Raw genomic sequence first — 23,420 nt, 5'->3', positions numbered from 1 at the left:
CGCCGGTCAGCCGGCGTCCTCCGTGACGCCCAGCGCGGCGAGCAGCCGCGACCGGTACTCGTCGCGCGGGCGCCCGTGGTCGATGGCCAGGTCGAGGCCGATCCGGCCCTCCTCCAGGACGAGGACGCGGTCGGCGAGCACGATCGCCTCGTCCACGTCGTGGGTGACGAGCAGCACGGCCGGCCGGTGGCGCTTCCACAGCTCGCGCAGCAGGTGGTGCATCCGGATCCGGGTGAGCGCGTCGAGCGCGCCGAACGGCTCGTCGGCGAGCAGCAGTTCGGGCTCCCGGACCAGGGAGCGGGCGAGCGCGGCACGCTGCGCCTCGCCGCCGGACAGTTCGCCCGGCCAGGCCCGCTCACGGCCGCCCAGTCCGACCTCCGTCAGCGCCGCCCTGCCGCGTTCCTCGGCGTCCTTGCCGTCGAGCCCCAGGAGGACGTTCGCCAGCACCCGGCGCCAGGGCAGCAGCCGGGAGTCCTGGAACACCACCGACACCCGCTCGGGCGCGGTGAGCCGTCCGTCGCCGGCGACACCGTGGTCCAGGCCGGCGATCGCCCGCAGCAGGGTGGACTTGCCCGAGCCGCTGTGCCCGAGCAGGGCCGTGAACTGTCCGGCGGGCAGATCGAGGTCGATGCCGTCGAGGACGGTACGGCCCCCGAAGGAGCGGGACAGGCCCCGGATCCGGACGGTGGGCCGGGTCAGCTGCTCAGTGTGCGGCGCCACGACAGCACCCTCCGTTCGACGAGACGGACCGCGCTGTCGGAGATCAGGCCGAAGACGCCGTAGATCAGCAGACCGACCAGGATGACGTCGCTCTGGCCGTAGTTCTGGGCCTGGAACATCAGATAGCCGAGGCCGCTGGTGGCGTTGATCTGCTCCAGGACCACCAGCCCCAGCCAGGAGCCGGTCACGCCGAGCCGGAGTCCCACGAAGAAGCCGGGCAGCGCGCCGGGGATCACGACCTGGCGGACGAAGGCGAACCTCGACAGGCCCTGCACCTCGGCGAGTTCGACGAAACGGCTGTCGATGCCGGACAGCGCGGCATGCGTGTTCAGGTAGATCGGGATGTAGACGACGATCGCGATGATGGCGATCTTGAAGGTCTCCCCGATGCCCAGCCAGAGGATGAACAGCGGGATCAGGCCGAGGGTGGGGATCGCCCGGTTGAGCTGGACGGTCCCGTCGATCAGCGCCTCACCGGTCCGGCTGAGACCGGAGGCCAGCGCGAGCAGCACGCCCGCGGTCAGGCCGATGGCGAAGCCGTACGCGGCCCGTTCCAGGGAGGTCAGCACATCCGTGGGCAGCGTGCCGTCCGTCCACAGGTGCCCGGCGGTTCTCAGCACCGTCCACGGCGCGGGGATCGCCCCCGTGTCGAGGGTCCCGGCGGCCGAGGCCGCGGCCCACAGGGCGAACAGCAGCAGGGGCCCGGTGAGCCGGGCGGCGGGCAGTCGCCGGCCTGGGGACAGGCGCCTGCGCCGGCGCACCTGGGGGAATTCGGCGGCTTCCGGCGCCGCGACGGCGGCCGTCGTCGTGGTCACGGCGCTCACCTCCGGTACTTCGCCGGTACGGCCTCGGCGGCGAGGGACTCGAAGCGGTGGTCGAACAGGGAGGAGACGTCGAACTTCTTCACGAACCCGCCCTCGGCGAGCAGGTCGGCGGTCTCCTGCTCCCACTTGATCGCCTCGTCCCAGCTGGGCGGGAACAGCGGCTTGTTGGCGAGCTCGGTGATGGACTTCGCCTGCTCCGTGGTCAGGTTCTGCGTCTTGACGTAGAACTCCTCGTTCCAGGTGTCCGGGTGCTCGTACTGCCAGACCTGGCCCTTGGCCCACGCGGGGATGTAGGCGGCGATCGCGGCGGCCTTCGCCGGATCGTTCAGCACCGACTGCGGCGCCCACAGCAGGTTGAGCAGGTCGACGACGTCGGTCTTGATGGTGTGGGCGCCCTTGCCCTGGTACTGCTTCAGGTACGCGGGCGCCTGGCTGTTGGCGAGCGGGGCCACGTCCACCTGGCCGGACTGCAGGGCGGTCAGGAACTGGTTGCTGGTCAGCGGGACCAGCTTCACCTCGTCGTACTTCAGGCCCGCCTGCTTCAGGGCCCGCAGCAGGACGACACCCTGGGCCTGCCCCTGGGAGAAGGCCAGCCTCCTGCCCTTGAAGTCCCGCACCGTGCGGATGTCGCTGCCCGGCTTGGTGGCGAAGAGGTAATTGGGCTTGCGGGTGACGTTGATCGCCACGATCTTCGCGTCGAAGCCCTGGTAGTGCGCCTGTATCGGCGGGATGCCCGCGTTGTTGGCGAGGTCGAGGGACTTGGCGCGGAAGGCGTTGATGACGTCGGGCCCAGCACCGATGTTCACCCAGCTGGACACCGTGAACGGCAGCTTGGGCAACTTGGCCAGCCGGAACTGCAGTTGCTGCACGTCCTGGTACGAGGCGATCTTCAGGCTGGTGCCGGCCGGCACCTTGTCGGCCAGCGGCCTGGTCGCGGCCCCCTTGGCGGCGGCGGACGCGTCGCCCTTGGCGCATCCGGTCAGGCCCGCGGCAGCGGCGGACGCGCCGAGCAGGGACGTGAGAAACACACGACGGTGCATGGGAGGACTCCCGGGAGAAAAAGAGCGGAAAGGCAGGAGGAATTCCGGGAAAGAAGAGCCGGAAGAAGAGAACTCACGCAGCGGGAAACACGCGCTTCATGCGCGGCAATGTGTCAGCAACAGAAGGTGCGACAGCTCGTGAGGAGGCTCATGAACAGCATGTTCCTTTCCCGGAGTGGCGTCTGTCAACATTCCGAGTTTCTGAATTAAATAGCCTCAGGTGACGCACTCAGCGGGTCCCGGAACAGCACGTCGAGCATCACGGATCCGCCTGCCGTGGCCAGTACGGAATCCGGGAAACTCGTCGGGAGGACGGCGGCCGAACGGGCCGTACCGGCCGCGTCCCGCAGCGCGCCGAGGCAGTCCTCGAAGTGGATGACCCCGACCTCGGTGACGACGACCGTCTCCGGGTTGAGCACGTCCAGCAGCAGCCCGGCCGCCCGCCCCGTCGCACGCGCCCGGTCCACCAGCAGCCGCCGCGCCACCGCGTCCCCGCCCGCCGCCGCGGCCACCACGTGCATCGGGTTGTCCGAGCCGGTCACCCCGGCCGCCCGGGCCCGCCGGCACAGCGTCCGCTCGCTCAACTCCGCCTGGAGGCAGCCGGTACGACCGCACGCGCAGGGCTCGTCGCCGCCCGGCACCGGCAGATGGGCGATCGCCCCGGCCGCCGAACGCGGCCCGTGGTGCACCTCGTCGTTGGTCGCGAAGGCCGCGTCGACCATGTTGCCCACGAACAAATGCAGCACGCTGCGGCTGCCCCGGGCCCGCCCGAACAGCCGCTCCGCGTTCACCAACGCCCGTGCGTGGCCGTCCACATGGACCGGCAGGCCGGTGCGGGCGCCCAGCAGGTCCCGCACCGGCACCTCCCGCCAGCCCAGCAACTCGTGCTCGACGACGGTGCCGGTCTCCCGGTCCACCCAGCCGCCGACCGCCACCCCGACACCCAGCGGGTGACGCCCCGGCACCCGCGCGAGCAGTTCCGCGAGCCCGTCGGCGGCCCGCGCCAGCACCGGGCCCGGATCGGTCCCCCCGTGCTTCAGCTCCCGCCGCGCCACCACCCGGCCACGCAGGTCCAGCAACGTGACCGTGGTGTACGGCACCGCCACGTGCACGCCGGCGACCAGGAACCGGGAGTCGTCGAGGTCGACGGGCACGTGCGGCCGGCCGACCCCGCCCGAGCGGCGGGGCGCGGCCGACTCCCGGATCAGGCCCAGTCCGGCGAGCCGGGCGCAGTGCTCGGTCACCGACGCCGGGGACAGCCCGGTCAGCCGGGCGACGGTGCTGCGCGCCACCGGCCCGTGCTCCAGCACGGAACGCAGGACGACGCTGGCACTGGTGCGCCGCCGGTCGGGGTCGGCGGCACGGGGAACGGGGGAATCAAGGGTGGACAGAGCGCTTCGGGGCATGGAGGACCGTCCTCGGGACCGGGGCCGACACGTCTCGGAACAGCGGAGAAGGCGAGGCGTGCCGGGAAGCCCGCCCCTACCCCGGGCGGCGACAGGTGGCCGTGCCCTGGCGTCGCAGGTCGACGTAGCGACGCGACGTGAAGTACCGGGCCTGGGCAACCATGCGGTCGAAGCTAGCAAAGGGCCCCCGCGCTGCCCAGACGGCGACCGACGGGCGAGACGCGCATCGGACGCTGTTTGGTGGGATTCCACAGTCGGGGGCCGACGCGGGGGAGTGAGCGGAACGTCGCTGCCTCAGTGACCGGTATCACGCCCGACCGCGTGTAAGGGACACGGTTTGTGCGAAGGTCACGAAGGCGCCGTTCCCCGCTTTGTCGAGCGCCGACGGTGATCACCACGCGGGCGCTGGGATAGCGTCACGATGTCCCGACGTGTCCATACCATCCCGCGGAGTCCCCATGAGCACCGCCACCGCCACCGCCCGCCCCGGTGCAGTCCTCGCCGACCTCCTGCCGGCGTCCCGTGTCCGCGACGCCGCCCTCGTGCTCGGCGGCGCCGTGCTCACCGGCCTCGCGGCCCAGCTCTCGGTGCCGGTGCCCGGATCCCCGGTGCCGGTGACCGGCCAGACCTTCGCCGCGCTGCTCGTCGGCACCTCCCTCGGTGCCCGCCGCGGCTTCCTCTCCCTCGCCCTGTACGCCGTCGCCGGTGTGGCCGGTGTGCCGTGGTTCGCCGGAGGCACCTCCGGCGGGAGCGCCGTCTCCTTCGGTTACATCCTCGGCATGCTGCTCGCCTCCGCGGTCGTCGGTGCCCTGGCGCGGCGCGGCGCCGACCGCTCCCCGCTGCGCACGGCGGGCACGATGATCCTCGGCGAGGCGATCATCTACGCCGTCGGCGTGCCCTACCTGGCCCTTGCCGCCCACCTGTCCGCCTCCCAGGCGATCGCGGCCGGCCTCACCCCGTTCCTGCTCGGCGACGCCCTCAAGGCCCTCCTGGCCATGGGCGTACTGCCGACGGCCTGGAAGTTCGCGAACAAGCGCTGACGCACAAATCCCCCGAAGAGGCTCGCCGCCCCCGGCGAGCCTCTTCGGCGTTCCGGGCGAGCCTCTTCGGCGTTCAGGGACCCGCCCGGCCACCGAACCGTCTCGCCGACCTCCGGCCCACGGGCCCGACACGGCATGCTCCCGGCCCCGGCCCTGGCGCCCGAACGGCCGGGCACCCGACGCGAATCGGCGCCGCCCGCGGACCTGCCGGGCACCGGGGCTGCTGTGCCCCGGGTCGCTTCTCCGGCCGCCCGCCGCTGCGGGGCGTCGGCCTCCGGGGCGGACACGAGGGCCGACCCGGCCTGCGTCCCGCCGCCCGCACGGTTGACCGCCCCCGAAGCGCGTCGGCGCCCCCGCGGGCGCCAGGTCCGGTGCGTCCCGGGGGCATTCGCCCGCGGCCCGATTCCGGCTCTCGGCGCGGCCACGGTTCCGGCCCGGTCCGCTTCCCGTCCCGGCTCGCCGCCCGGAGAGGCCGGCCGCCCGACGCGCGTCGGCTCCGCCCGCGCACGCCCAGGGGGCCGGGCCCGGGGCGACCGGCGACGCTTCTCCGGTCGTTCGCCCGAGCGGCCACCGGAGGTGGATGCCGGCCTTCGGCGCGGGCACGGGGCTCGGCACGGTCTGTTGCCGGTCCCTGCCCGGTGGCGGTAGGTGCCTGTCACGGAGGGGCGTCGGGCGGGCGGCTGACCCGCGGGACGCGCGGACGCCTTGGGCGCCGCGCACGATGCGGCCCGTGGCACTCCTCCGGTCGTTCGCCCGAGCGGTCACCGGGCCGGGGTGCCGGCCACTGGGTCCGCCACTGCTCCCCTTCCGGGCCCGGCCCGTTGTCCGGAGGGGGGATCCGTCCGGCGCGCGTCGGCTTCGTCCGGGGGCGGTGTCGGTCGGGTTCTGGACGCACGAGGGCCGCATGACCCGACGGCTTTCGTCAGGTCATGCGGCCCGGTGCCACGGGGGAGTGGGTCAGCCGACGGACACCTTGTCGGCCGGGGCCTCGACCGCGGGGTCGGGGCGCTTCGCCGCGACCGTCTGCTTGATCACCGCGATCACCAGGACGACCGCGGCGACCAGCAGGGACAGCAGCACCGTCTCCCGGCCGTCGTGCTCGGTGTCGAACAGCATGTAGACGAGGACGAACACGATCATCGCGGCCGTCGCCCAGGTCAGGTACGGGTACAGCCACATCTTCACGACGAGCTTCTCCGGCGCCTCACGCTGGATGATCTTCCGCATCCGCAGCTGCGAGAAGCAGATGACCAGCCACACGAACAGGGCGACCGCACCGCTGGAGTTGAGCAGGAAGAGGAAGACGCTGTCCGGGTACTGGTAGTTGAAGAAGACCGCCACGAAGCCGAAGACCACCGAGGACAGGATCGCGGCCATCGGGACACCGCGGGAGGTGGTGCGGGCGAACGCCTTCGGGGCGTCACCGCGCTGGCCGAGGGAGAAGGCCATCCGGGAGGCCGTGTAGAGGCCCGAGTTGAGGCAGGACAGCACCGAGGTCAGCACGATGACGTTCATGACCTCGCCGGCGTGGGCGATGCCGAGGGAGTTCAGCGCGGCGACGTAGGAGCCGTCCTTCGCGATGGACGGGTCGTTCCACGGCAGCAGCGTGACCACGACGAGGATCGAACCCAGGTAGAAGACGGCGATCCGCCAGATGATGCTGTTGGTGGACTTGGTGACCGCGCGCTGCGGGTCCTCGGACTCGCCGGCCGCCAGGGTGGCGATCTCGCTGCCCATGAAGGAGAAGACGACCAGCAGCACACCGGTGAGGATCGCGCCCGGGCCGTGCGGCAGGAAGCCGCCCTCCCCGGTCAGGTTGGAGAAGCTCGCCTTGTCGGCGTGGACGCCCGGCAGCACGCCGAACACCGCGAGCAGACCGATGACGACGAACGCGCCGATCGCCACGACCTTGATGCCGGCGAACCAGAACTCGAACTCGCCGTAGGAGCCGACCGAGACCAGGTTGGTGGCGGTCAGGACGACCATCACGATCAGGGCCCAGCCCCACTGCGGGACGGCCGGTACCCAGCCTTCGAGGATCTTCGCGCCGGCGGTCGCCTCGACGGCGAGCACGACGACCCAGAAGAACCAGTAGAGCCAGCCGATGGAGAAGCCCGCCCATCGACCGAGCGCGCGGTCGGCGTGGGCCGAGAAGGAGCCGGAGGTGGGGTTCGCGGCGGACATCTCGCCGAGCATCCGCATCACGAGGACGACGAGCGTGCCGACGAGTGCGTACGACAGGAGGATGCCGGGACCGGCGGTGGCGATACCTGAGCTGGAGCCGACGAAGAGTCCGGCACCGATCACGCCGCCGATGGCGATCATCGTCAGGTGACGGTTCTTGAGACCTGCTTGAAGTCCGGAACCAGGGGTCATGGGACGGATTTCCTTTGCGCCGGTGGAGCGATTCCCGTCCGAGGGGGGTGCCGTTGTGCGGCTGCGGACGGGACCTCGCACGAGCGGTGTACGAGGCGGTCCAGTGAATCCGAGGTGTATGGATTCGGGAACCTCTGAATCCAGATTGTTACTTGAGGTTCCCTTGAGCTTCTATGGTTTGGCTCACATTTCACAGCGTCGGCACCCGAAGCTGCTGCCCGGATGGGGGCGTGTCACACTCGTCCCATGCGCGTGTATCTCGGCTCCGACCATGCGGGCTACGAACTCAAGAACCACCTCGTCGAGTGGCTCAAGGCGGCGGGGCACGAGCCCGTCGACTGCGGGCCCCACATCTACGACGCCCAGGACGACTACCCGCCCTTCTGCCTGCGTGCCGCGGAGAAGGCGGCGGCGGACGCGGACGGCCTCGGCATCGTGATCGGCGGCTCGGGCAACGGCGAGCAGATCGCCGCCAACAAGGTGAAGGGCGTGCGGGCGGCCCTGGCCTGGAGCGAGGAGACCGCGGCCCTCGGCCGTCAGCACAACGACGCCAACGTGGTGGCCGTGGGTGCGCGTATGCACAGCACGGAGGAGGCGACCAAGTTCGTCGAGGTCTTCCTCAACACCCCGTTCTCGGGTGACGAGCGCCACATCCGCCGGATCGACATGCTGTCGGCCTACGAGACGACCGGTGACCTGCCCCCGGTCCCGGCCCACCACCCGCAGCAGGACTGAGCCGTCCCCGGGGCCCGGCGGACACCGGGCCCCGAGGAGCGGAAAGGAACGGGCGACCGTGCCAGAGGGGCACACGATCCACCGGCTGGCGCACGACTACGCCGCCCGGTTCTCCGGCACGGCCCCGCGCGTCACCAGCCCCCAGGGCAAGTTCTCCGACGCCGCCGACCTGCTGGACGGGGCCGAGCTCACCGCCACCGAGGCCCACGGCAAGCACCTGTTCCTGCGGTTCCGGGACGCCGACTGGGTCCACATCCACCTCGGCCTCTTCGGCAAGGTGGGCTTCGGCGACGCCCCGGCGCCCCCGCCGGCCGACACCGTCCGGCTCCGCCTCGCGAACGACACCGCGTACGTCGACCTGCGCGGCCCCACGACCTGCGCGCTGATCACGGACGCCGAGAAGCGGGCCGTGCACGACCGGCTCGGCCCCGACCCGCTGCGCGCGGACGCCGACCCGGGCGCCGCCTACCGCAGGGTCTCCCGCAGCCGCACCACCATCGCGGCGCTGCTCATGGACCAGAAGGTCGTCGCCGGCGTCGGCAACGTCTACCGCGCCGAGGTCCTCTTCCGGCACGGCGTGGACCCGTACCGCGCCGGCCGGGACATCACCCCGGCCGAGTGGGACGCCCTGTGGGCCGACCTCGTCGAGCTGATGCGCGAGGGCGTGCGGAACAACCGGATCGACACCGTCCGCCCGGAGCACACCCCGCAGGCCATGGGCCGCCCGCCGCGTGTGGACGACCACGGCGGCGAGGTGTACGTCTACCGCCGCGCCGACCGGCCCTGCCACATCTGCGCCACCGAGATCCGCACCGCCGGCCTCGCCGCCCGCAACCTCTTCTGGTGCCCCACCTGCCAGAAACCCTGACCGCACCCGGCGGCCCGCCGGGGACCCTGCAGCCGGGCGCCCCGGGTCAGAAGCCGTGGGAGATCCAGGGGGCCACCGGTGAGCCGAAGGCCACCGACGCCTCGGTCAGCGCCCCCGGACGCAGCTCCCGCACCCGCCCGGCCGCCGCCAGCGACAGCAGCGTCACCCCGCCGAGGTAGGCCGCGCCCAACTCCCGTGCGGACAGGGCGAGATCGGCGGCGTCGTCCGTACGCTCGCAGGACGCGCCCTTGGCGTCCCCGGTCAGCCGCCAACGCCCCTCGTTCCAGGGGCAGAAGGCGTCCTCCACCTCGAGGACGACGTCGACCGGAGCCTGATAGGTCCGCACCGACAGAGCCGCGTCCACGTCCACGAGACGGACGTACCCCGCGTCCCGCAGGCGCGGCAGACAGCGGCGGATGTCGGAGACCTGGTGCTGCCAGGCCTCGTCGACCGGCCGTCCCCGCACCGCCAGCGTCGTCATCAGGTCGATGCCGAACAGGAACCGCCACAGCGCGGCCTCGCTCGCCGGATCGAGCGCGGCCAGGTCCTCCAGGGTCACCGTGCCGTCGTGCCCGCTCGGACCCCAGCCCAGCTTGGTGCGGAAGCGGGCGTACCCGGTGATCCCGCCGTCCCGTTCGGCCACCACGCACTGCAGGGCCGACGCCCCCTCGCGGTCGCTCTCCGGGTCGAGCAGCCCGGCCCGCTCCCAGCCGGGCACGCGGGCCAGCATGCCGGGGCGCCGGGGCACCAGCGCCGCGTACACCGCCTCGCACTCCCGCAGCACGTCGGCGGGCGGCGCGTAGCGCACCCGCACCTCGTCGGTGCCCCGGGGCAGTGCCAGGGAGACCCGGCCGGTGTCGATCTCCGCGCTGATCTGGGAGGTCGCCGCGCCGTACCCGAAGCGGCCGTAGATCGCGGGCTCGGAGGCGAACAGGGCGGCCAGCGGCTCGCCCTTGGCGCGCGCGTCGTCCAGCAGCCGCCGCATCATCGACGTCAGCACTCCGCGCCGCCGGTGCGTCGCGGCCACGCTCACCATGGTCACGCCGGCGGTCGGCACCACCGCCCCGCCCGGCACCGTCATCCGGAAACTGAAGGCCCCGGACGTGCCGACGATCGCGTCCCCGTCCCGGACGACCAGCGAGCGGTCGAACTCGGTGAGCGATTTATCCAGTTCGCGTTCCTCGGTCGAGGAGGGCCCGCCGCCGAACGCACGGACCAGATGCTCCCACCACCGGTCGAAGTCCTCGGGGCGCAGCGTCGTCAACTCGGTCCCACGGTCATTCCCCATGAGCCATGCCTACCAGGGCATTGCGGGACGAGCCAGCGAATTTCTCCCGGTCGGCGCCACGAGGGCCGCGCGTGCCGTTCACTGTGAGGACGCACCACGAAACAGGGCCTCGCACGGGGGACAAGTGGGACCTCCCGTGCCAAGCAGCCGGTCCGATGGATAGGGTCCCGAACTAATGGCAGCAGGACGAGAGCGGCGCGCTAAGGCCGAGACGTTCACGGCGCGGTGGCGTATGCAGTGGCACCGGGCCCGGGTCGGCCTGCGCAGAAGCGCCGTGGACTATTTCCGCGGCGACGGTTCCGACTGGATCGCGTTCGCCGGACTGCTGCTCGCCGTACCCGTCCTCGCGGCCATGACCCTCGCCGACTCGGTGTGGTGCTCCCCGGCCACCCTGGTCCTGCCGATCGTCGCGGGCGGTCTGCTGCTGCGCCCGGCGAGCCTGCTCGGCCTGTACGCGGCGGCGGCCACCGCGCTGATCGTGGAGTCGGTACGGCTCGGCCCCTACACCGAGGGGCCCTCCCGGGTCACCCCCGGTGTGGTCCTGGTGGTCGCCGCGTGCGGCTTCTTCGGGCTGCTGACCGCGCAGTTCCGCAGCCGCGTCGGCGTGCCGTGGCGGCGCGGCGGCACCATGCTGTTCGACCTGCGCGAGCGGATCCGGGTGCAGAGCAAGCTGCCGAAGCTGCCGCAGGGCTGGCACCACGAGATGGCGCTGCGTCCGGCGGGCGGGCAGTCCTTCTCGGGCGACTTCGTCGTCGCGGCCCGTACGAACGGCGGCCGCACCCTGGAGGTCGTGCTGACGGACGTGTCCGGCAAGGGCATGGACGCCGCCTCGCGCTCCCTGCTGCTGTCCGGCGCCTTCGGCGGCCTCCTCGGCTCCCTGCCGCCGCACGCCTTCCTGCCGGCGGCCAACGGCTACCTGCTCCGCCAGGAGTGGGACGAGGGTTTCGCCACCTCCATCCACCTGGTCCTCGACCTCGACTCCGGGGACTACGAGCTGTACTCCGCGGGCCACCCACCGGGCCTGCAGCTGAGCGCGGGCAGCGGCCGCTGGGAGGAGAAGGGCGCCGAGGGACCCCTGCTGGGGGTGTACGACGGCGCCCAGTTCGACCCCGTGAAGGGCTCGCTGCGCCCGGGTGACGTGTTGATGCTGTTCACGGACGGTCTGGTGGAGACGTCCGACCGCGACATCGTGGAGGGCATCGACCGGCTCACCGGCGAGGCCGACCGCTATGTCGCCGGCGGCTTCCACGGTGCCGCCTGGCACCTCATCGAGGCGGTGGCCAAGGACGTCAACGACGACCGCGCGCTGCTGCTGATCTGCCGCCAGCACGCGACGAACGGCCGCTGAGCGCAGGGGGAGACACTGGGTCCATGACACAGCTCTCCCCGGCCGAGGTCGAGGCCGTCGCGCGTGCCGCCCACGAGGGACAGACCGACAAGGCGGGGCGGCCGTACGCCGAACACCTCGCGGCCGTCGCGGAGGGCGTCCGGGCCCGCGGCGGCGACCAGGAGCAGATCGCGGCGGCCTGGCTGCACGACTCCGTCGAGGACGACGCGCTCACCCGCCAGTGGCTGGCGGAGGCGGCTCTCACCCCGCGCACCAAGGCCATCGTGGACGCCCTGACCAAGCGGCCGGGCGAGGAACCGGAGGAGTACGCCCGCCGCATCCTGGCCACCCCGGGCGCGCTGCTGGTGAAGGAGTCCGACCTGGCGCACAACGCCGACCCGGAGCGGCTGGCCGTGCTGCCGGAGGCGACCCGGAGACGACTGACCGAGAAGTACACGCGGATGCGCGCGCTTCTCGGTCTCGTTCAGGGGTGAGCCGGTGAGCCGGTGAGCCGGGGGTCCGGGGCGGCGGCCCGGCGGTGGCCGGTCCGGGCGCTAGGCGCGGACCTTCTCCCGCTTCCGCTCCTGCTCCTGCTCCTGCTCGCGCTCCTTCTCCTTCTTCTGGCGCTCCCGGGCCAGTTCCGCCGCGTCCTGCTTGAACGCCCACTCCATCCTCGGCTCCATCGCGAACCGGAAGACGCGCTGCACCGGCTTGGTGCACAGCAGGGTGACGGCGGTGCCGGCGAGGAGGGTCACCAGGATCTCCCCGGCCGGGTGGTGCAGCCAGGGGTGCTCGAACAGGCCCCGGTAGTCCGCGAACTTCGTCAGGAAGCCGTGCAGCAGGTAGCCGTAGAGGGTGCCCGCGCCGAGGGCGGTGAACCACATCCTGCGGCCCGGCACCCACGAGAAGAAGCAGGCCGTCAGCAGCAGCGAGCAGCCCATCAGCGCCAGTGTCATGACCGGGCCGCACCACCACGGGGCACCGAGTTCCTGCGCGGCGTCACGGTGGTAGAACCACGAGGCGTTCATGCGCGGTGCCGCCCACCAGCCGACCACGAGCGCCACCGCGAGCACCGGCACCGAGGCGATGCGCACGGAGCGGCGGCGCACCAGCTTGAAGTGCTCGGGCTTCATGCACAGGCCCAGCACGAAGTACGGCAGGAACTGCAGGACGCGTTGGAGGTCGAGGTCGTCGCCGATGTCCGGGCTGACGCTCGCCAGCATGGCGAGGCCGACGGCGAGGGGCAGCGGCCAGCGGACCAGCTTCCAGATCGGCGTGGTCAGCCGCCACACGAACAGGGCGACCAGGAACCAGGTGAGATACCAGGGGTCGAGCAGGGAGATGGGCTCGTGGGAGCCCTCGTCCACGAGGTTCTTGAAGAGGGGGTACGCCGTCTCGAAGAGGATGTACGGCACCGCGACGCCGGTGATCAGCCGCTTCAGCCGGTCCGGCCGCATGTCGAAACTGCGCGAGAAGAAGCCGGAGATGATGATGAACGCCGGCATGTGGACCGTGTACACGATGGTGTACAGCGTCTCCACGACCCGGCTGTCGCCCTTGAGCGGCTCCCACGAGTGCCCCATCGCGACGAGCACGATGGCCAGGTACTTGGCGTTGTCGAAGAACGCGTCGCGTTGTTTGCCGGGTCTGTCCGCCTTCGCCTGCCCTTTCTGCGCACTCATCGGGGTGCGCGGTCCGGGCACTCCGTCCACCGGCGACTGTGCCGGGGGGAGCGGCCTGCGGTTCTGGCCGGGGGACGAGGCGGCGTCAAACATCTCAGGCACCCTAGCGTCGGCTGTGGGATTTCGTAAAACTCCCGCAGTCATTCCTGGTTATCGCCTTCGGATACCCCCTGATTTGCAGAACTTGCCACCCCTGTCGACGTGATGGTGCCCACACAGGGGTCGTCAGTTCACCCTCGATGTCCCGATTCATCCAGACTAAACGGGGCATACGGCGCCTCGGCGTCATCAATTCCAATTACCTGCGCACGAGATGTGTGGAGACGGAAACGAAGTCACGCAATTCCCGGCGCGGTCACCTGCGGGATCTCCGTCGAATTACCTTGTGACGCGCGGCGCGTGCGGGACCGTCAGCCGACGTTGTGTCACGGGCCGCATACGGACGCCTGGTTGGTGGCACGATGGTTCTGGCGGGGGTGCGGCGGCCGTACCTCCGGGCCGGGAGAGCGGACCGACCGAGGGTGTGATCAGTGTGGCCATTTCACTGTCCGTGGTGCTGCTGTTGGCGATCATCCTGGTGGTGCTGATCCGAGGGGGGAACATCAAGGCCGGCCCCGCGATCGTCGCGATCCTCTTCGGCTTCTTCCTCGCGTCCACCGGCATGGCGCCGTCCATCAGCCGGTTCCTCAACTCGATAGCCGACTCGATCAACTCGATCAGGTTCTGACCGGCCCGGGGCGCCCGCGGGAGTGCGGGGCGCGGGCCGGGGCGCCCGGGGTGCCCGAGGGAGCGCGGGCGCCGGCCCGTCGCGCCCCGGGGCTGCCGCGTTCGCGCCCCGGATCGCGCGCACGGAGCGTGACCGCACGGGTACGGAAAACGCTCAGGGCCGGACCGAGGAGAAATCCTCGGTCCGGCCCTGAGTAGTACAGAGCGGGCGACGGGAATCGAACCCGCGTAGCTAGTTTGGAAGACTAGGGCTCTACCATTGAGCTACGCCCGCGACGGCGCGCCGCAGGTCCGTGACCGCGGCACTGCAGGCATCGTAGCGGGTCGCCCGCCATCGAGGCCAACGAGTGGCGACACGCGGATCCCGTGCGCGCCGCCCGGAAGAATGCGGCGGCCCCGGCAGGCCCGGGCATGTACCCTACGTGTCGCACCAGACGGGGTGTGGCGCAGCTTGGTAGCGCGTCCGCTTTGGGAGCGGAAGGCCGTGGGTTCAAATCCCGCCACCCCGACCATTGCCTCGCGTACGTCGCGAAGATCGCCTTTTGGGGCGCTGACCGGCTGCGGTTACTATGCAAGCTGCGCGCCCGTGTGTCCCGGCCCACTCGGCCTACGAACTCCTCCGGGCGGCGAAATCCGCCGGACCAGTCTGGCTCCGGCAGAAACCAAGAAGTCAGCCACAAGGAGACCGAACCGTGAAGAGCGCCGTGGAGACCCTGAACCCGACCCGGGTTCGGCTCACTGTCGAGGTGCCCTTCGAGGAGCTCAAGGACAGCCTCGACGCGGCGTACAAGAAGATCAACCAGCAGGTCACGGTGAAGGGCTTCCGCAAGGGCAAGATCCCGGCCCGCGTCATCGACCAGCGGTTCGGCCGCGGTGCGGTCCTGGAGGAGGCGGTCAACGACGCGCTCCCGAAGTTCTACACCGAGGCGGTCAACGAGGCCGAGCTGAGCCCGCTGGGCCAGCCCGAGGTCGACATCACGGAGCTGAAGGACGGCGAGACGCTGAACTTCACCGCCGAGGTCGACGTGCGCCCCGCCCTGGAGATCCCGGACTACTCGGGCATCGAGGTCGAGGTCGACGCCGTCGAGGTCACCGACGAGGACGTGGAGAAGTCGGTCGAGCAGCTGCGCGAGCGCTTCGCCTCCACCTCCCCGGTCGAGCGTGCGGCCGAGGACGGCGACGTCGTCACCATCGACCTGCAGGCCAAGGTCGACGGCGAGGTCCTCGAGGACGGCATCGCCGAGGGTGTCTCCTACACCATCGGTTCCGGTGAGCTGCTCGACGGCATCGACGACGCCGTGAAGGGCCTGGAGGCCGGTGGCGAGGCCACCTTCACCTCCGAGCTCAAGGGCGGCTCCGCCGCGGGCAAGGAGGCCGAGGTCTCCGTCAAGGTGTCCCAGGTCGCCGCCCGCGAACTGCCCGCGCTGGACGACGAGTTCGCGCAGCTCGCCTCCGAGTTCGACACGCTGGACGAGCTCCGGGCCGACAGCCGCAAGCGCCTCGCGAACATGAAGCAGTTCGACCAGGCCACCCAGGCCCAGGAGCGCGTCCTGGAGAAGCTCCTCGAGCTGGTCGAGGTCCCGGTCCCCGAGAAGCTGCTCGAGGACGAGGTCAACACCCGCAAGCACAACCTGGAGCACCACCAGCTCGGCCAGATGGGTCTGGACCTCGACAAGTACCTGGAGATCCAGGGCAAGACCGCCGAGGAGTTCGAGACCGAGACCCGTGAGGCCGCGGTCAAGGGCATCAAGACCCAGTTCGTCCTCGACGAGCTGGTCAAGAAGGAGAACCTCAACGTCAACCAGGAGGAGCTCACCGAGCACCTCATGCGGCGTGCGGCCTCCTCCGGCATGTCCCCCGACCAGTTCGCCCAGGCCGTCGTCGAGGGTGGCCAGGTGCCGCTCCTCGTCGGCGAGGTCGCCCGCGGCAAGGCCCTGGCCGTCGTGGTCGAGGCCGCCACGGTGAAGGACACCAACGGCGAGATCGTCGACCTGGACGACGAGGAGGAGGAGACCGAGGCCGCCGAGGCGTCGGAGACCTCCGAGGAGAACGCCGAGGGCTGAGCGGCCCCGCGGCGCCCCTGAAGCGCGTACGCAGGCCCCCGGGGTGCACCCCGGGGGCCTGTGCCGTCCCCGGGGCGCGGAGGCCCCTTGGGGGGCGCGGGCCCCCACGCGTACGCGGGCCCCGTACGACCGCGCGGCCCGGCCGCGGGCGCCGGGACCGGCCACGATCGGCCCGCGGACCGGCGACGCGAAAGCGCCACACCCCCCGGAACCGCACGCGGCCCCCACACGGAGCCCTTCGCTACGCCCCCGGCGAACACTCCCATCTCCGGGATTCCCCGAAGGGACCCGCGCGTTAGGGTCCATGAGTACGGGGGCAGGGGAGTCTCCTGAAACCCCCAGCCAAGCCTCCGGCAGGACGACGTGAGACGGCCCGGCGCCGTCGTAAGACGAGCAGGTGGATACGTGACGAATCTGATGCCTTCAGCCGCCGGCGAGCCTTCCATCGGTGGTGGCCTCGGCGACCAGGTCTACAACCGGCTGCTCAACGAGCGGATCATCTTCCTCGGCCAGCAGGTTGACGACGACATCGCCAACAAGATCACCGCACAGCTGCTGCTCCTTGCCGCCGACCCGGACAAGGACATCTACCTCTACATCAACAGCCCCGGCGGCTCGGTGACGGCCGGCATGGCGATCTACGACACCATGCAGTACATCCCGAACGACGTGGTCACCATCGCCATGGGCATGGCGGCCTCGATGGGCCAGTTCCTGCTCACCGGTGGCGCCGCGGGCAAGCGCTTCGCGCTGCCGCACGCGGACATCATGATGCACCAGGGCTCCGCGGGCCTCGGCGGTACCGTCTCGGACATCAAGATCCAGGCCGAGTACCTGCTGCGCACCAAGAAGCGCATGTCCGAGCTGACCGCGCAGCACTCCGGCCAGACGGTCGAGGCGATCATCCGCGACGGCGACCGCGACCGCTGGTTCACCCCGGAAGAGGCCAAGGAGTACGGTCTCATTGACGAGATCATCACGCACGCCTCGGGTGTTCCGGGAGGCGGCGGCACCGGTGCCTGACCGGCCAGGCCACGCCACGCACCGCCGAGACCCCAGCCCCCAGAACGCCACCAGGACGGTGAACACCCCATGAGCAACTTCCACGGCGCCGCCAGCGGCATGTACGAAGGGCCCCGCCCCGACAGCCGCTACGTCATCCCGCGCTTCGTCGAGCGCACCTCCCAGGGCATCCGCGAGTACGACCCGTACGCGAAGCTCTTCGAGGAGCGCGTGATCTTCCTGGGCGTCCAGATCGACGACGCCTCGGCCAACGACGTCATGGCGCAGCTGCTGTGCCTGGAGTCGATGGACCCGGACCGGGACATCTCGATCTACATCAACAGCCCCGGTGGCGACATGACCGCCCTCACGGCGATCTACGACACGATGCAGTTCGTGAAGCCGGACATCCAGACGGTCTGCATGGGCCAAGCGGCCTCCGCGGCGGCGATCCTGCTGGCCGCCGGCACCCCCGGCAAGCGCATGGCGCTGCCGAACTCCCGCGTCCTGATCCACCAGCCGGCGGGCTCCACCGGCCGCGGTCAGCTCTCCGACCTGGAGATCATCGCGAAGGAGTTCACCCGGATGCGTGACCAGCTGGAGCAGATGCTGGCCAAGCACTCGAACCAGCCGCTCGAGAAGATCCGCGAGGACATCGAGCGCGACAAGATCCTCACGGCCGAGGAGGCGCTGCAGTACGGCCTCGTCGACCAGATCATCTCCACCCGCAAGCTGAACAACTCCGAGGTCCGCTGACCCGGAGAGGTACGCTCTCCGCCCCTCTTGGCACCGTGCACGTCAAAGTGAACCCTGCCAAGGGGGGCCCGAACACCGGGCCCGGCAAGGTACCGTCGGACATAAGGCAGCACCAGGAGCCGCTGGACTCGTAACGTCCAGGCGTCTCCCAGGCGAAGGGGAAGCACACCGTGGCACGCATCGGTGACGGCGGCGATCTGCTCAAGTGCTCGTTCTGCGGCAAGAGCCAGAAGCAGGTCAAGAAGCTCATCGCAGGGCCCGGTGTGTACATCTGCGACGAGTGCATCGATCTCTGCAACGAGATCATCGAGGAAGAACTCGCGGAGACCAGCGAGGTCCGCTGGGAGGAACTGCCCAAGCCTCGCGAGATCTACGAGTTCCTCGAGGGCTACGTGGTCGGCCAGGAAGCGGCCAAGAAGGCGCTTTCCGTCGCGGTGTACAACCACTACAAGCGGGTCCAGGCAGGCGAGAACGGCGGCGCGAGCGGCCGTGACGACGCCATCGAGCTGGCGAAGTCCAACATCCTGCTGCTGGGGCCCACGGGCTCCGGCAAGACGCTCCTCGCGCAGACGCTCGCGCGCATGCTGAACGTCCCGTTCGCGATCGCCGACGCCACGGCGCTCACCGAGGCGGGCTACGTCGGCGAGGACGTCGAGAACATCCTCCTGAAGCTGATCCAGGCCGCGGACTACGACGTCAAGAAGGCCGAGACCGGGATCATCTACATCGACGAGATCGACAAGGTCGCCCGCAAGAGCGAGAACCCGTCGATCACCCGGGACGTCTCCGGCGAGGGCGTCCAGCAGGCCCTGCTGAAGATCCTCGAGGGCACCACGGCCTCGGTGCCGCCCCAGGGCGGCCGCAAGCACCCGCACCAGGAGTTCATCCAGATCGACACGACGAACGTCCTGTTCATCGTGGGCGGTGCCTTCGCGGGCCTGGAGAAGATCATCGAGGCGCGGGCCGGCGCCAAGGGCATCGGTTTCGGCGCGACGATCCTCTCCAAGCGCGAGCTGGAGGCCAAGGACGTCTTCGAGGACGTCATGCCGGAGGACCTGGTCAAGTTCGGCATGATCCCCGAGTTCATCGGCCGCCTCCCGGTCATCACCTCGGTCCACAACCTGGACCGCGAGGCCCTGCTGCAGATCCTCGTGGAGCCCCGCAACGCCCTGGTCAAGCAGTACCAGCGCCTCTTCGAACTCGACGGCGTGGAGCTGGACTTCGAGCGCGAGGCCCTGGAGGCCATCGCCGACCAGGCCATCCTCCGCCAGACCGGCGCCCGCGGCCTGCGCGCCATCATGGAGGAGGTCCTCCAGGGTGTGATGTACGAGGTCCCGTCCCGCAAGGACGTGGCCCGCGTGGTCATCACGGCCGACGTGGTCCTCTCCAACGTCAACCCCACCCTGATCCCCCGCGACGCCCGCGGCCGGGGCTCCGGGGAGCAGAAGACGGCGTAGGCGCACCGACACACGCGAAGGGGCCCCGGTCACCGACCGGGGCCCCTTCGCGTGTCCTGCGGCAAGGTCAGGCCTTGACGCGGACCTCGTTGCGGAACTTGGCGACGAGCGCGGCGTCCGTCGCCGGGTCGCTGCTCCGGCCGGCCACCAGGCTCGCGAAGTCCATCGGCATGACGAACCCGAGGGTGCTGTGGTCGCCCCAGATGCAGATGGTCATCGTCACGTCCTTCGGGCCGCCGCTGCTCGTGCCGGTGGGAGCGGAGGCCTGCTGGCACTTGAGGACCGCACCGTCGAGCCCGTCCGGCGTGTACGCGGTCGGCTCGCCCTTCAGGGAGGCCCCGCTGTCGCTGTCCTTCTGGGACTCGCTCTTCATGTACGCGAACATCGCGTCCACGGTCTTGCCGGGGTCGTCGATCGTGCCGTAGACGCCGCCGAAGTTGATCCCCTTCTTGCTCAGCGGGTTGTCGGGGTCCCCGGACGCGTAGGTGGCGCTGACGTCGTGCGGGTCCTGCACGCCCCACTTCTCGGCGTCCTTCAGGTCCTTGGCCGTCATGGAGCCGCTGTCGCTCTTGGACTTCTTGTACTCCGTCAGCACCGTCGCCGGAGTCGTCAGCTTGTGGGGGCCGTCGTCCGCGACGTCACTGCTACCGCTGCCGCCGAGCACGAAGTACGCGCCCACCGCGACGGCCGCCACCACGGCCACCGCGCCGATGATCAGGCCCGTCTTCTTCTTCCCGCCGGCCGGCTGCGGCGCCTGGGGCATGCCGTACGGCGCCTGCTGCTGCGGCACACCCTGCTGCGGGTAGCCGTAACCCGGCTGCGGCGGAGCCGCCGGAGCCTGCTGGGGGTAGCCGTAGCCGGGCTGCTGAGCCTGCGGCTGCTGGCCGTAAGGGCCCGGCTGGCCGTACGGACCCGGCTGCTGGGGCTGCTGGCCGTACGGGCCCGGCTGGTTGCTGCTCATTACTGGGTTCCCCTCCAGATGCTTATGTGTTCCTGACATCCTGGCCCAGGCCCGGAAAACGCACGGCACCGGGGGCCGCACCGTTACAGAACAAACGTGTTTCGGGACCACGCCGTGACACCTCTAAACTGACCCCCGTGACCGAGAACGCTCATCAGCAGCCACCCGCGCCCGACTCCGAACTGCCGACCCAGTACGCGCCGGCCGATGTAGAGGGGCCGCTGTACGAGCGCTGGGTAGAGCGCGGTTACTTCGAGGCGGACGCGAAGAGCGACAAGCCGCCGTACACGGTCGTCATCCCGCCGCCGAACGTCACCGGCAGCCTGCACCTCGGGCACGCCTTCGAGCACACGCTCATCGACGCCCTGACCCGCCGCAAGCGCATGCAGGGCCACGAGACGCTGTGGCAGCCGGGCATGGACCACGCCGGCATCGCCACGCAGAACGTCGTCGAGCGCGAGCTGGGCAAGGAGGGCAAGTCCCGGCACGACCTCGGCCGCGAGGCGTTCGTCGAGCGCGTCTGGCAGTGGAAGGCCGAGTCCGGCGGCCAGATCAGCGGCCAGATGCGCCGCCTGGGCGACGGCGTCGCCTGGTCCCGCGAGCGCTTCACCATGGACGAGGGCCTCTCCCAGGCCGTCCAGACCATCTTCAAGCGCCTCTACGACGACGAGCTGATCTACCGCGCCGAGCGCATCATCAACTGGTGCCCGCGCTGTCTGACGGCCATCTCGGACATCGAGGTCGAGTACCAGGACGACGACGGCGAGCTCGTCTCCATGAAGTACGGCGAGGGGGACGACACCATCGTCGTCGCCACCACCCGCGCCGAGACGATGCTCGGCGACACCGCCGTCGCCGTCCACCCCGACGACGAGCGCTACCGGCACCTGATCGGCAAGCTCATCAGGCTCCCGCTGACCGACCGCTCCATCCCGGTCGTCGCCGACACGCACGTCGACCCGGAGTTCGGCACCGGCGCCGTCAAGGTGACCCCGGCCCACGACCCGAACGACTTCGAGATCGGCCAGCGGCACGACCTGCCGTCCATCACGGTGATGGACGAGCACGCCGTCATCACCGTCCACGGCCCCTTCCAGGGCATGGACCGCCTGGAGGCCCGCTCCGCCATCGTCGCCGCGCTGCGCGCCGAGGGCCGGATCGTCGCCGAGAAGCGGCCCTACGTCCACTCCGTCGGCCACTGCTCGCGCTGCAAGACCACCATCGAGCCGCGCCTGTCCATGCAGTGGTGGGTCAAGGTCGGCCCGCTGGCGAAGGCGGCCGGCGACGCCGTCCGCGACGGCAAGGTCAAGATCCACCCGCAGGAGATGGAGAAGCGGTACTTCGACTGGGTCGACAACCTCCACGACTGGTGCATCTCGCGGCAGTTGTGGTGGGGCCACCGCATCCCGGTCTGGTACGGCCCGGACGGCGAGGTCGTCTGCGTCGGCCCCGACGAGGAGCCCCCCGGCACCGAGGCGGACGGCTGGAAGCAGGACACCGACGTCCTCGACACCTGGTTCTCCTCCGGCCTGTGGCCGTTCTCCACCCTCGGCTGGCCCGAACAGACCGAGTCGCTCGCGAAGTTCTACCCGAACTCCGTCCTGGTCACCGGCTACGACATCCTCTTCTTCTGGGTCGCCCGGATGATGATGTTCGGCCTCTACGCGATGGACGGCACCCCGCCGTTCCACACCATCGCGCTGCACGGCATGGTCCGCGACCAGTTCGGCAAGAAGATGTCGAAGTCCTTCGGCAACGCGGTCAACCCGCTGGACTGGATGGACAAGTACGGCTCCGACGCCCTCCGGTTCACGCTGGCCCGCGGCGCCAACCCCGGTGTCGACGTCCCGATCGGCGAGGACTGGGTCCAGGGTTCGCGCAACTTCGCCAACAAGATCTGGAACGCCACCCGTTTCGCGCTGATGAACGGCGCCACGGTCGAGGGACCGCTGCCGGAGCCGTCGAGGATGTCGGCGACGGACCGCTGGATCCTGTCCCGGCTGAACTCGGTGGTCGCCGAGGTCGACGCCCTGTACGAGGACTTCCAGTTCGCGAAGCTGTCCGACGCCCTCTTCCACTTCGCGTGGGACGAGGTCTTCGACTGGTACGTCGAGCTGTCGAAGACCGTCTTCCAGGCGGGCGGCGAGCCGGCCGAGGTCAGCAAGCGGGTCCTCGGCGAGGTCCTGGACGTCACCCTCAAGCTGCTGCACCCGGTCGTGCCGTTCGTCACGGAGACGCTCTGGACGACGCTGACCGGCGGCGAGTCGGTCGTCATCGCCGAGTGGCCGGCCGACAGCGGCTTCCGTGACAGCGGCGCCGAGCGCGAGATCGAGACCCTCCAGTCGGTCATCACGGAGGTCCGCCGCTTCCGCGCCGACCAGGGCCTGCAGCCCGGCCAGCGGGTCCCGGCCCGGCTGACGCTGGACGGCACCGCCCTCGCCCCGCACGAGGCCGCCATCCGCCAGCTGCTGCGCCTGCAGCCGGAGGGCGAGTCCTTCACGGCCACGGCGACGCTGCCGGTCGCCGGTGCCGAGGTCGCCCTCGACCTCTCCGGCACCATCGACGTGGCCGCCGAGCGCAAGCGCCTCGCGAAGGACCTGGCCGCCGCCGAGAAGGAGAAGGCCCAGGCCACGGCCAAGCTCGGCAACGAGGCGTTCCTCGCGAAGGCTCCGGAGAACGTGGTCGACAAGATCCGCACCCGCCTGGCCAAGGCGGAGGAGGACATCGCCCGCATCCAGGCCCAGCTGGACAAGCTGCCGCCGGCGTAATCCGCGACACGGCCCAGCAGGCCCCGGCCCCTCAAAGGCGCCGGGGCCTCGGCCGACCCAGGGGCGCGGGGAACGGCGCGACGAGCCACGACGCACCCGGCAGCCGGTCCCGGCCCGCTGGATCCGCCGCCGACGCCGGTCACCCGCCGGCCGAGCCCCGGGCAGCCCCTTCAGGGGCGCGGGGAACGGCGCGACAAGCCACGACGCACCCGCGCCCGGCAGCCGGTCCAGGCCCGCTGGATCCGCCGCCGACGCCGGTCACTCGCCGGCCGAGCCCCGGGCGGCCCCCTTCAGGGGCGCGGGGAACGGCGCGACGAGCCACGACGCACCCGCGCCCGGCAGCCGGTCCAGGCCCGCCGGATCCGCCGCCGACGCCGGTCA

At 70.8% G+C, this 23,420-nt stretch carries 19 protein-coding genes and 2 tRNA genes; 12 read left to right on the top strand and 9 right to left on the bottom strand.

All coding sequences use genetic code 11. The annotated features are described in order from the left end of the window. Nucleotides 1-6 precede the first annotated feature (6 nt). The 4 genes from N8I86_RS14480 to N8I86_RS14465 form a co-directional block, all read right to left on the bottom strand. On the bottom strand, nucleotides 7-720 hold the full coding sequence (locus N8I86_RS14480) for an ABC transporter ATP-binding protein (protein ID WP_073893975.1): 714 nt from the start codon (nucleotides 718-720) through the stop codon (nucleotides 7-9). Next, entirely contained in the window at nucleotides 696-1,544 is an 849-nt protein-coding gene (locus N8I86_RS14475) for an ABC transporter permease (RefSeq protein ID WP_073893973.1), read from the bottom strand. The genes N8I86_RS14480 and N8I86_RS14475 overlap by 25 nt, the downstream gene beginning before the upstream one ends. Beyond that, nucleotides 1,541-2,584: an ABC transporter substrate-binding protein gene (locus N8I86_RS14470; RefSeq protein WP_073893972.1), complete on the bottom strand. Its 1,044-nt coding sequence runs from the start codon at nucleotides 2,582-2,584 to the stop codon at nucleotides 1,541-1,543. Before N8I86_RS14470 ends, N8I86_RS14475 begins: the two co-directional genes overlap by 4 nt. 206 nt (nucleotides 2,585-2,790) lie before the next feature. Continuing rightward, on the bottom strand, nucleotides 2,791-3,990 hold the full coding sequence (locus N8I86_RS14465) for an ROK family protein (protein ID WP_073893970.1): 1,200 nt from the start codon (nucleotides 3,988-3,990) through the stop codon (nucleotides 2,791-2,793). A 458-nt stretch (nucleotides 3,991-4,448) separates the two neighbouring features. Between N8I86_RS14465 and N8I86_RS14460 the strand changes: the two genes are divergently transcribed. Further along, nucleotides 4,449-5,030 carry a biotin transporter BioY gene (locus N8I86_RS14460; protein ID WP_073893968.1) on the top strand — a complete coding sequence of 194 codons (582 nt, stop codon included), beginning with the start codon at nucleotides 4,449-4,451 and terminating at the stop codon, nucleotides 5,028-5,030. A gap of 957 nt (nucleotides 5,031-5,987) precedes the next feature. On the opposite strand, the gene N8I86_RS14455 is transcribed toward N8I86_RS14460, so the two are convergent. After that, nucleotides 5,988-7,406: an amino acid permease gene (locus N8I86_RS14455; protein WP_263277937.1), complete on the bottom strand. Its 1,419-nt coding sequence runs from the start codon at nucleotides 7,404-7,406 to the stop codon at nucleotides 5,988-5,990. Nucleotides 7,407-7,652: 246 nt separating this feature from the next. Between N8I86_RS14455 and N8I86_RS14450 the strand changes: the two genes are divergently transcribed. Next, nucleotides 7,653-8,141: a ribose-5-phosphate isomerase gene (locus N8I86_RS14450; protein WP_073893965.1), complete on the top strand. Its 489-nt coding sequence runs from the start codon at nucleotides 7,653-7,655 to the stop codon at nucleotides 8,139-8,141. A 58-nt stretch (nucleotides 8,142-8,199) separates the two neighbouring features. Next, nucleotides 8,200-9,009: an Fpg/Nei family DNA glycosylase gene (locus N8I86_RS14445; RefSeq protein ID WP_073893964.1), complete on the top strand. Its 810-nt coding sequence runs from the start codon at nucleotides 8,200-8,202 to the stop codon at nucleotides 9,007-9,009. A 46-nt stretch (nucleotides 9,010-9,055) separates the two neighbouring features. Here N8I86_RS14445 and N8I86_RS14440 read toward each other — a convergent pair whose 3' ends face one another. Continuing rightward, nucleotides 9,056-10,297, bottom strand: a complete 1,242-nt coding sequence (locus N8I86_RS14440) for a GNAT family N-acetyltransferase (protein WP_073893962.1) — start codon at nucleotides 10,295-10,297, stop codon at nucleotides 9,056-9,058. Between the two features lie 175 nt (nucleotides 10,298-10,472). Between N8I86_RS14440 and N8I86_RS14435 the strand changes: the two genes are divergently transcribed. Together N8I86_RS14435 and N8I86_RS14430 are read left to right on the top strand one after the other, a co-directional pair. Continuing rightward, on the top strand, nucleotides 10,473-11,645 hold the full coding sequence (locus tag N8I86_RS14435; RefSeq protein WP_073893961.1) for a PP2C family protein-serine/threonine phosphatase: 1,173 nt from the start codon (nucleotides 10,473-10,475) through the stop codon (nucleotides 11,643-11,645). Between the two features lie 23 nt (nucleotides 11,646-11,668). Next, the gene (locus N8I86_RS14430) at nucleotides 11,669-12,118 is read left to right on the top strand and encodes an HD domain-containing protein (RefSeq protein WP_123437836.1); all 450 of its coding nucleotides are present in this window, start codon (nucleotides 11,669-11,671) and stop codon (nucleotides 12,116-12,118) included. A gap of 60 nt (nucleotides 12,119-12,178) precedes the next feature. Here N8I86_RS14430 and N8I86_RS14425 read toward each other — a convergent pair whose 3' ends face one another. Beyond that, nucleotides 12,179-13,306: an acyltransferase family protein gene (locus N8I86_RS14425; protein WP_263277936.1), complete on the bottom strand. Its 1,128-nt coding sequence runs from the start codon at nucleotides 13,304-13,306 to the stop codon at nucleotides 12,179-12,181. 532 nt (nucleotides 13,307-13,838) lie between these two features. Here N8I86_RS14425 and N8I86_RS14420 point away from each other — a divergent pair. After that, complete coding sequence (locus N8I86_RS14420) at nucleotides 13,839-14,033, top strand: hypothetical protein (RefSeq protein ID WP_073894178.1); 195 nt, start codon at nucleotides 13,839-13,841, stop codon at nucleotides 14,031-14,033. A 202-nt stretch (nucleotides 14,034-14,235) separates the two neighbouring features. Here the strand turns inward: N8I86_RS14420 and N8I86_RS14415 are convergent. Next, nucleotides 14,236-14,306 (bottom strand) — tRNA-Gly (locus N8I86_RS14415). Nucleotides 14,307-14,467: 161 nt separating this feature from the next. On the opposite strand from N8I86_RS14415, the gene N8I86_RS14410 reads away from it, so the two are divergent. The 5 genes from N8I86_RS14410 to clpX all read left to right on the top strand — a co-directional run bounded on the left by N8I86_RS14410 (nucleotide 14,468) and on the right by clpX (nucleotide 19,310). Continuing rightward, nucleotides 14,468-14,544 (top strand) — tRNA-Pro (locus N8I86_RS14410). A gap of 180 nt (nucleotides 14,545-14,724) precedes the next feature. Next, nucleotides 14,725-16,095, top strand: coding sequence for a trigger factor (gene tig, locus N8I86_RS14405; RefSeq protein ID WP_073893956.1), 1,371 nt, complete (start codon nucleotides 14,725-14,727; stop codon nucleotides 16,093-16,095). A gap of 417 nt (nucleotides 16,096-16,512) precedes the next feature. Next, on the top strand, nucleotides 16,513-17,118 hold the full coding sequence (locus N8I86_RS14400; protein ID WP_107423707.1) for an ATP-dependent Clp protease proteolytic subunit: 606 nt from the start codon (nucleotides 16,513-16,515) through the stop codon (nucleotides 17,116-17,118). A gap of 69 nt (nucleotides 17,119-17,187) precedes the next feature. Continuing rightward, nucleotides 17,188-17,853: an ATP-dependent Clp protease proteolytic subunit gene (locus N8I86_RS14395; RefSeq protein WP_073893953.1), complete on the top strand. Its 666-nt coding sequence runs from the start codon at nucleotides 17,188-17,190 to the stop codon at nucleotides 17,851-17,853. 170 nt (nucleotides 17,854-18,023) lie between these two features. Next, complete coding sequence (clpX, locus tag N8I86_RS14390; protein WP_030747560.1) at nucleotides 18,024-19,310, top strand: ATP-dependent Clp protease ATP-binding subunit ClpX; 1,287 nt, start codon at nucleotides 18,024-18,026, stop codon at nucleotides 19,308-19,310. Nucleotides 19,311-19,377: 67 nt separating this feature from the next. On the opposite strand, the gene N8I86_RS14385 is transcribed toward clpX, so the two are convergent. Continuing rightward, complete coding sequence (locus N8I86_RS14385) at nucleotides 19,378-20,271, bottom strand: hypothetical protein (RefSeq protein ID WP_073893952.1); 894 nt, start codon at nucleotides 20,269-20,271, stop codon at nucleotides 19,378-19,380. A gap of 137 nt (nucleotides 20,272-20,408) precedes the next feature. Between N8I86_RS14385 and N8I86_RS14380 the strand changes: the two genes are divergently transcribed. After that, nucleotides 20,409-23,039, top strand: a complete 2,631-nt coding sequence (locus N8I86_RS14380; protein WP_073893950.1) for a valine--tRNA ligase — start codon at nucleotides 20,409-20,411, stop codon at nucleotides 23,037-23,039. Nucleotides 23,040-23,420: the final 381 nt, after the last annotated feature.

This window comes from Streptomyces albidicamelliae (assembly GCF_025642175.1).
Classification (GTDB): Bacteria; Actinomycetota; Actinomycetes; order Streptomycetales; family Streptomycetaceae; genus Streptomyces; species Streptomyces albidocamelliae.
Note: the sequence above shows the minus strand (reverse complement) of the source record. Positions and strands in the feature narration are given on the sequence as shown.

Coding starts and splice junctions, on each gene's coding strand:
- N8I86_RS14470 (WP_073893972.1), bottom strand. CDS start 2,584: ATGCACCGTCGTGTGTTTCTCACGTCCCTGCTCGGCGCGTCCGCCGCT.
- N8I86_RS14465 (WP_073893970.1), bottom strand. CDS start 3,990: ATGCCCCGAAGCGCTCTGTCCACCCTTGATTCCCCCGTTCCCCGTGCC.
- N8I86_RS14460 (WP_073893968.1), top strand. CDS start 4,449: ATGAGCACCGCCACCGCCACCGCCCGCCCCGGTGCAGTCCTCGCCGAC.
- N8I86_RS14455 (WP_263277937.1), bottom strand. CDS start 7,406: ATGACCCCTGGTTCCGGACTTCAAGCAGGTCTCAAGAACCGTCACCTG.
- N8I86_RS14450 (WP_073893965.1), top strand. CDS start 7,653: ATGCGCGTGTATCTCGGCTCCGACCATGCGGGCTACGAACTCAAGAAC.
- N8I86_RS14440 (WP_073893962.1), bottom strand. CDS start 10,297: ATGGGGAATGACCGTGGGACCGAGTTGACGACGCTGCGCCCCGAGGAC.
- N8I86_RS14435 (WP_073893961.1), top strand. CDS start 10,473: ATGGCAGCAGGACGAGAGCGGCGCGCTAAGGCCGAGACGTTCACGGCG.
- N8I86_RS14430 (WP_123437836.1), top strand. CDS start 11,669: ATGACACAGCTCTCCCCGGCCGAGGTCGAGGCCGTCGCGCGTGCCGCC.
- N8I86_RS14425 (WP_263277936.1), bottom strand. CDS start 13,306: ATGAGTGCGCAGAAAGGGCAGGCGAAGGCGGACAGACCCGGCAAACAA.
- N8I86_RS14400 (WP_107423707.1), top strand. CDS start 16,513: ATGCCTTCAGCCGCCGGCGAGCCTTCCATCGGTGGTGGCCTCGGCGAC.
- N8I86_RS14395 (WP_073893953.1), top strand. CDS start 17,188: ATGAGCAACTTCCACGGCGCCGCCAGCGGCATGTACGAAGGGCCCCGC.
- N8I86_RS14385 (WP_073893952.1), bottom strand. CDS start 20,271: ATGAGCAGCAACCAGCCGGGCCCGTACGGCCAGCAGCCCCAGCAGCCG.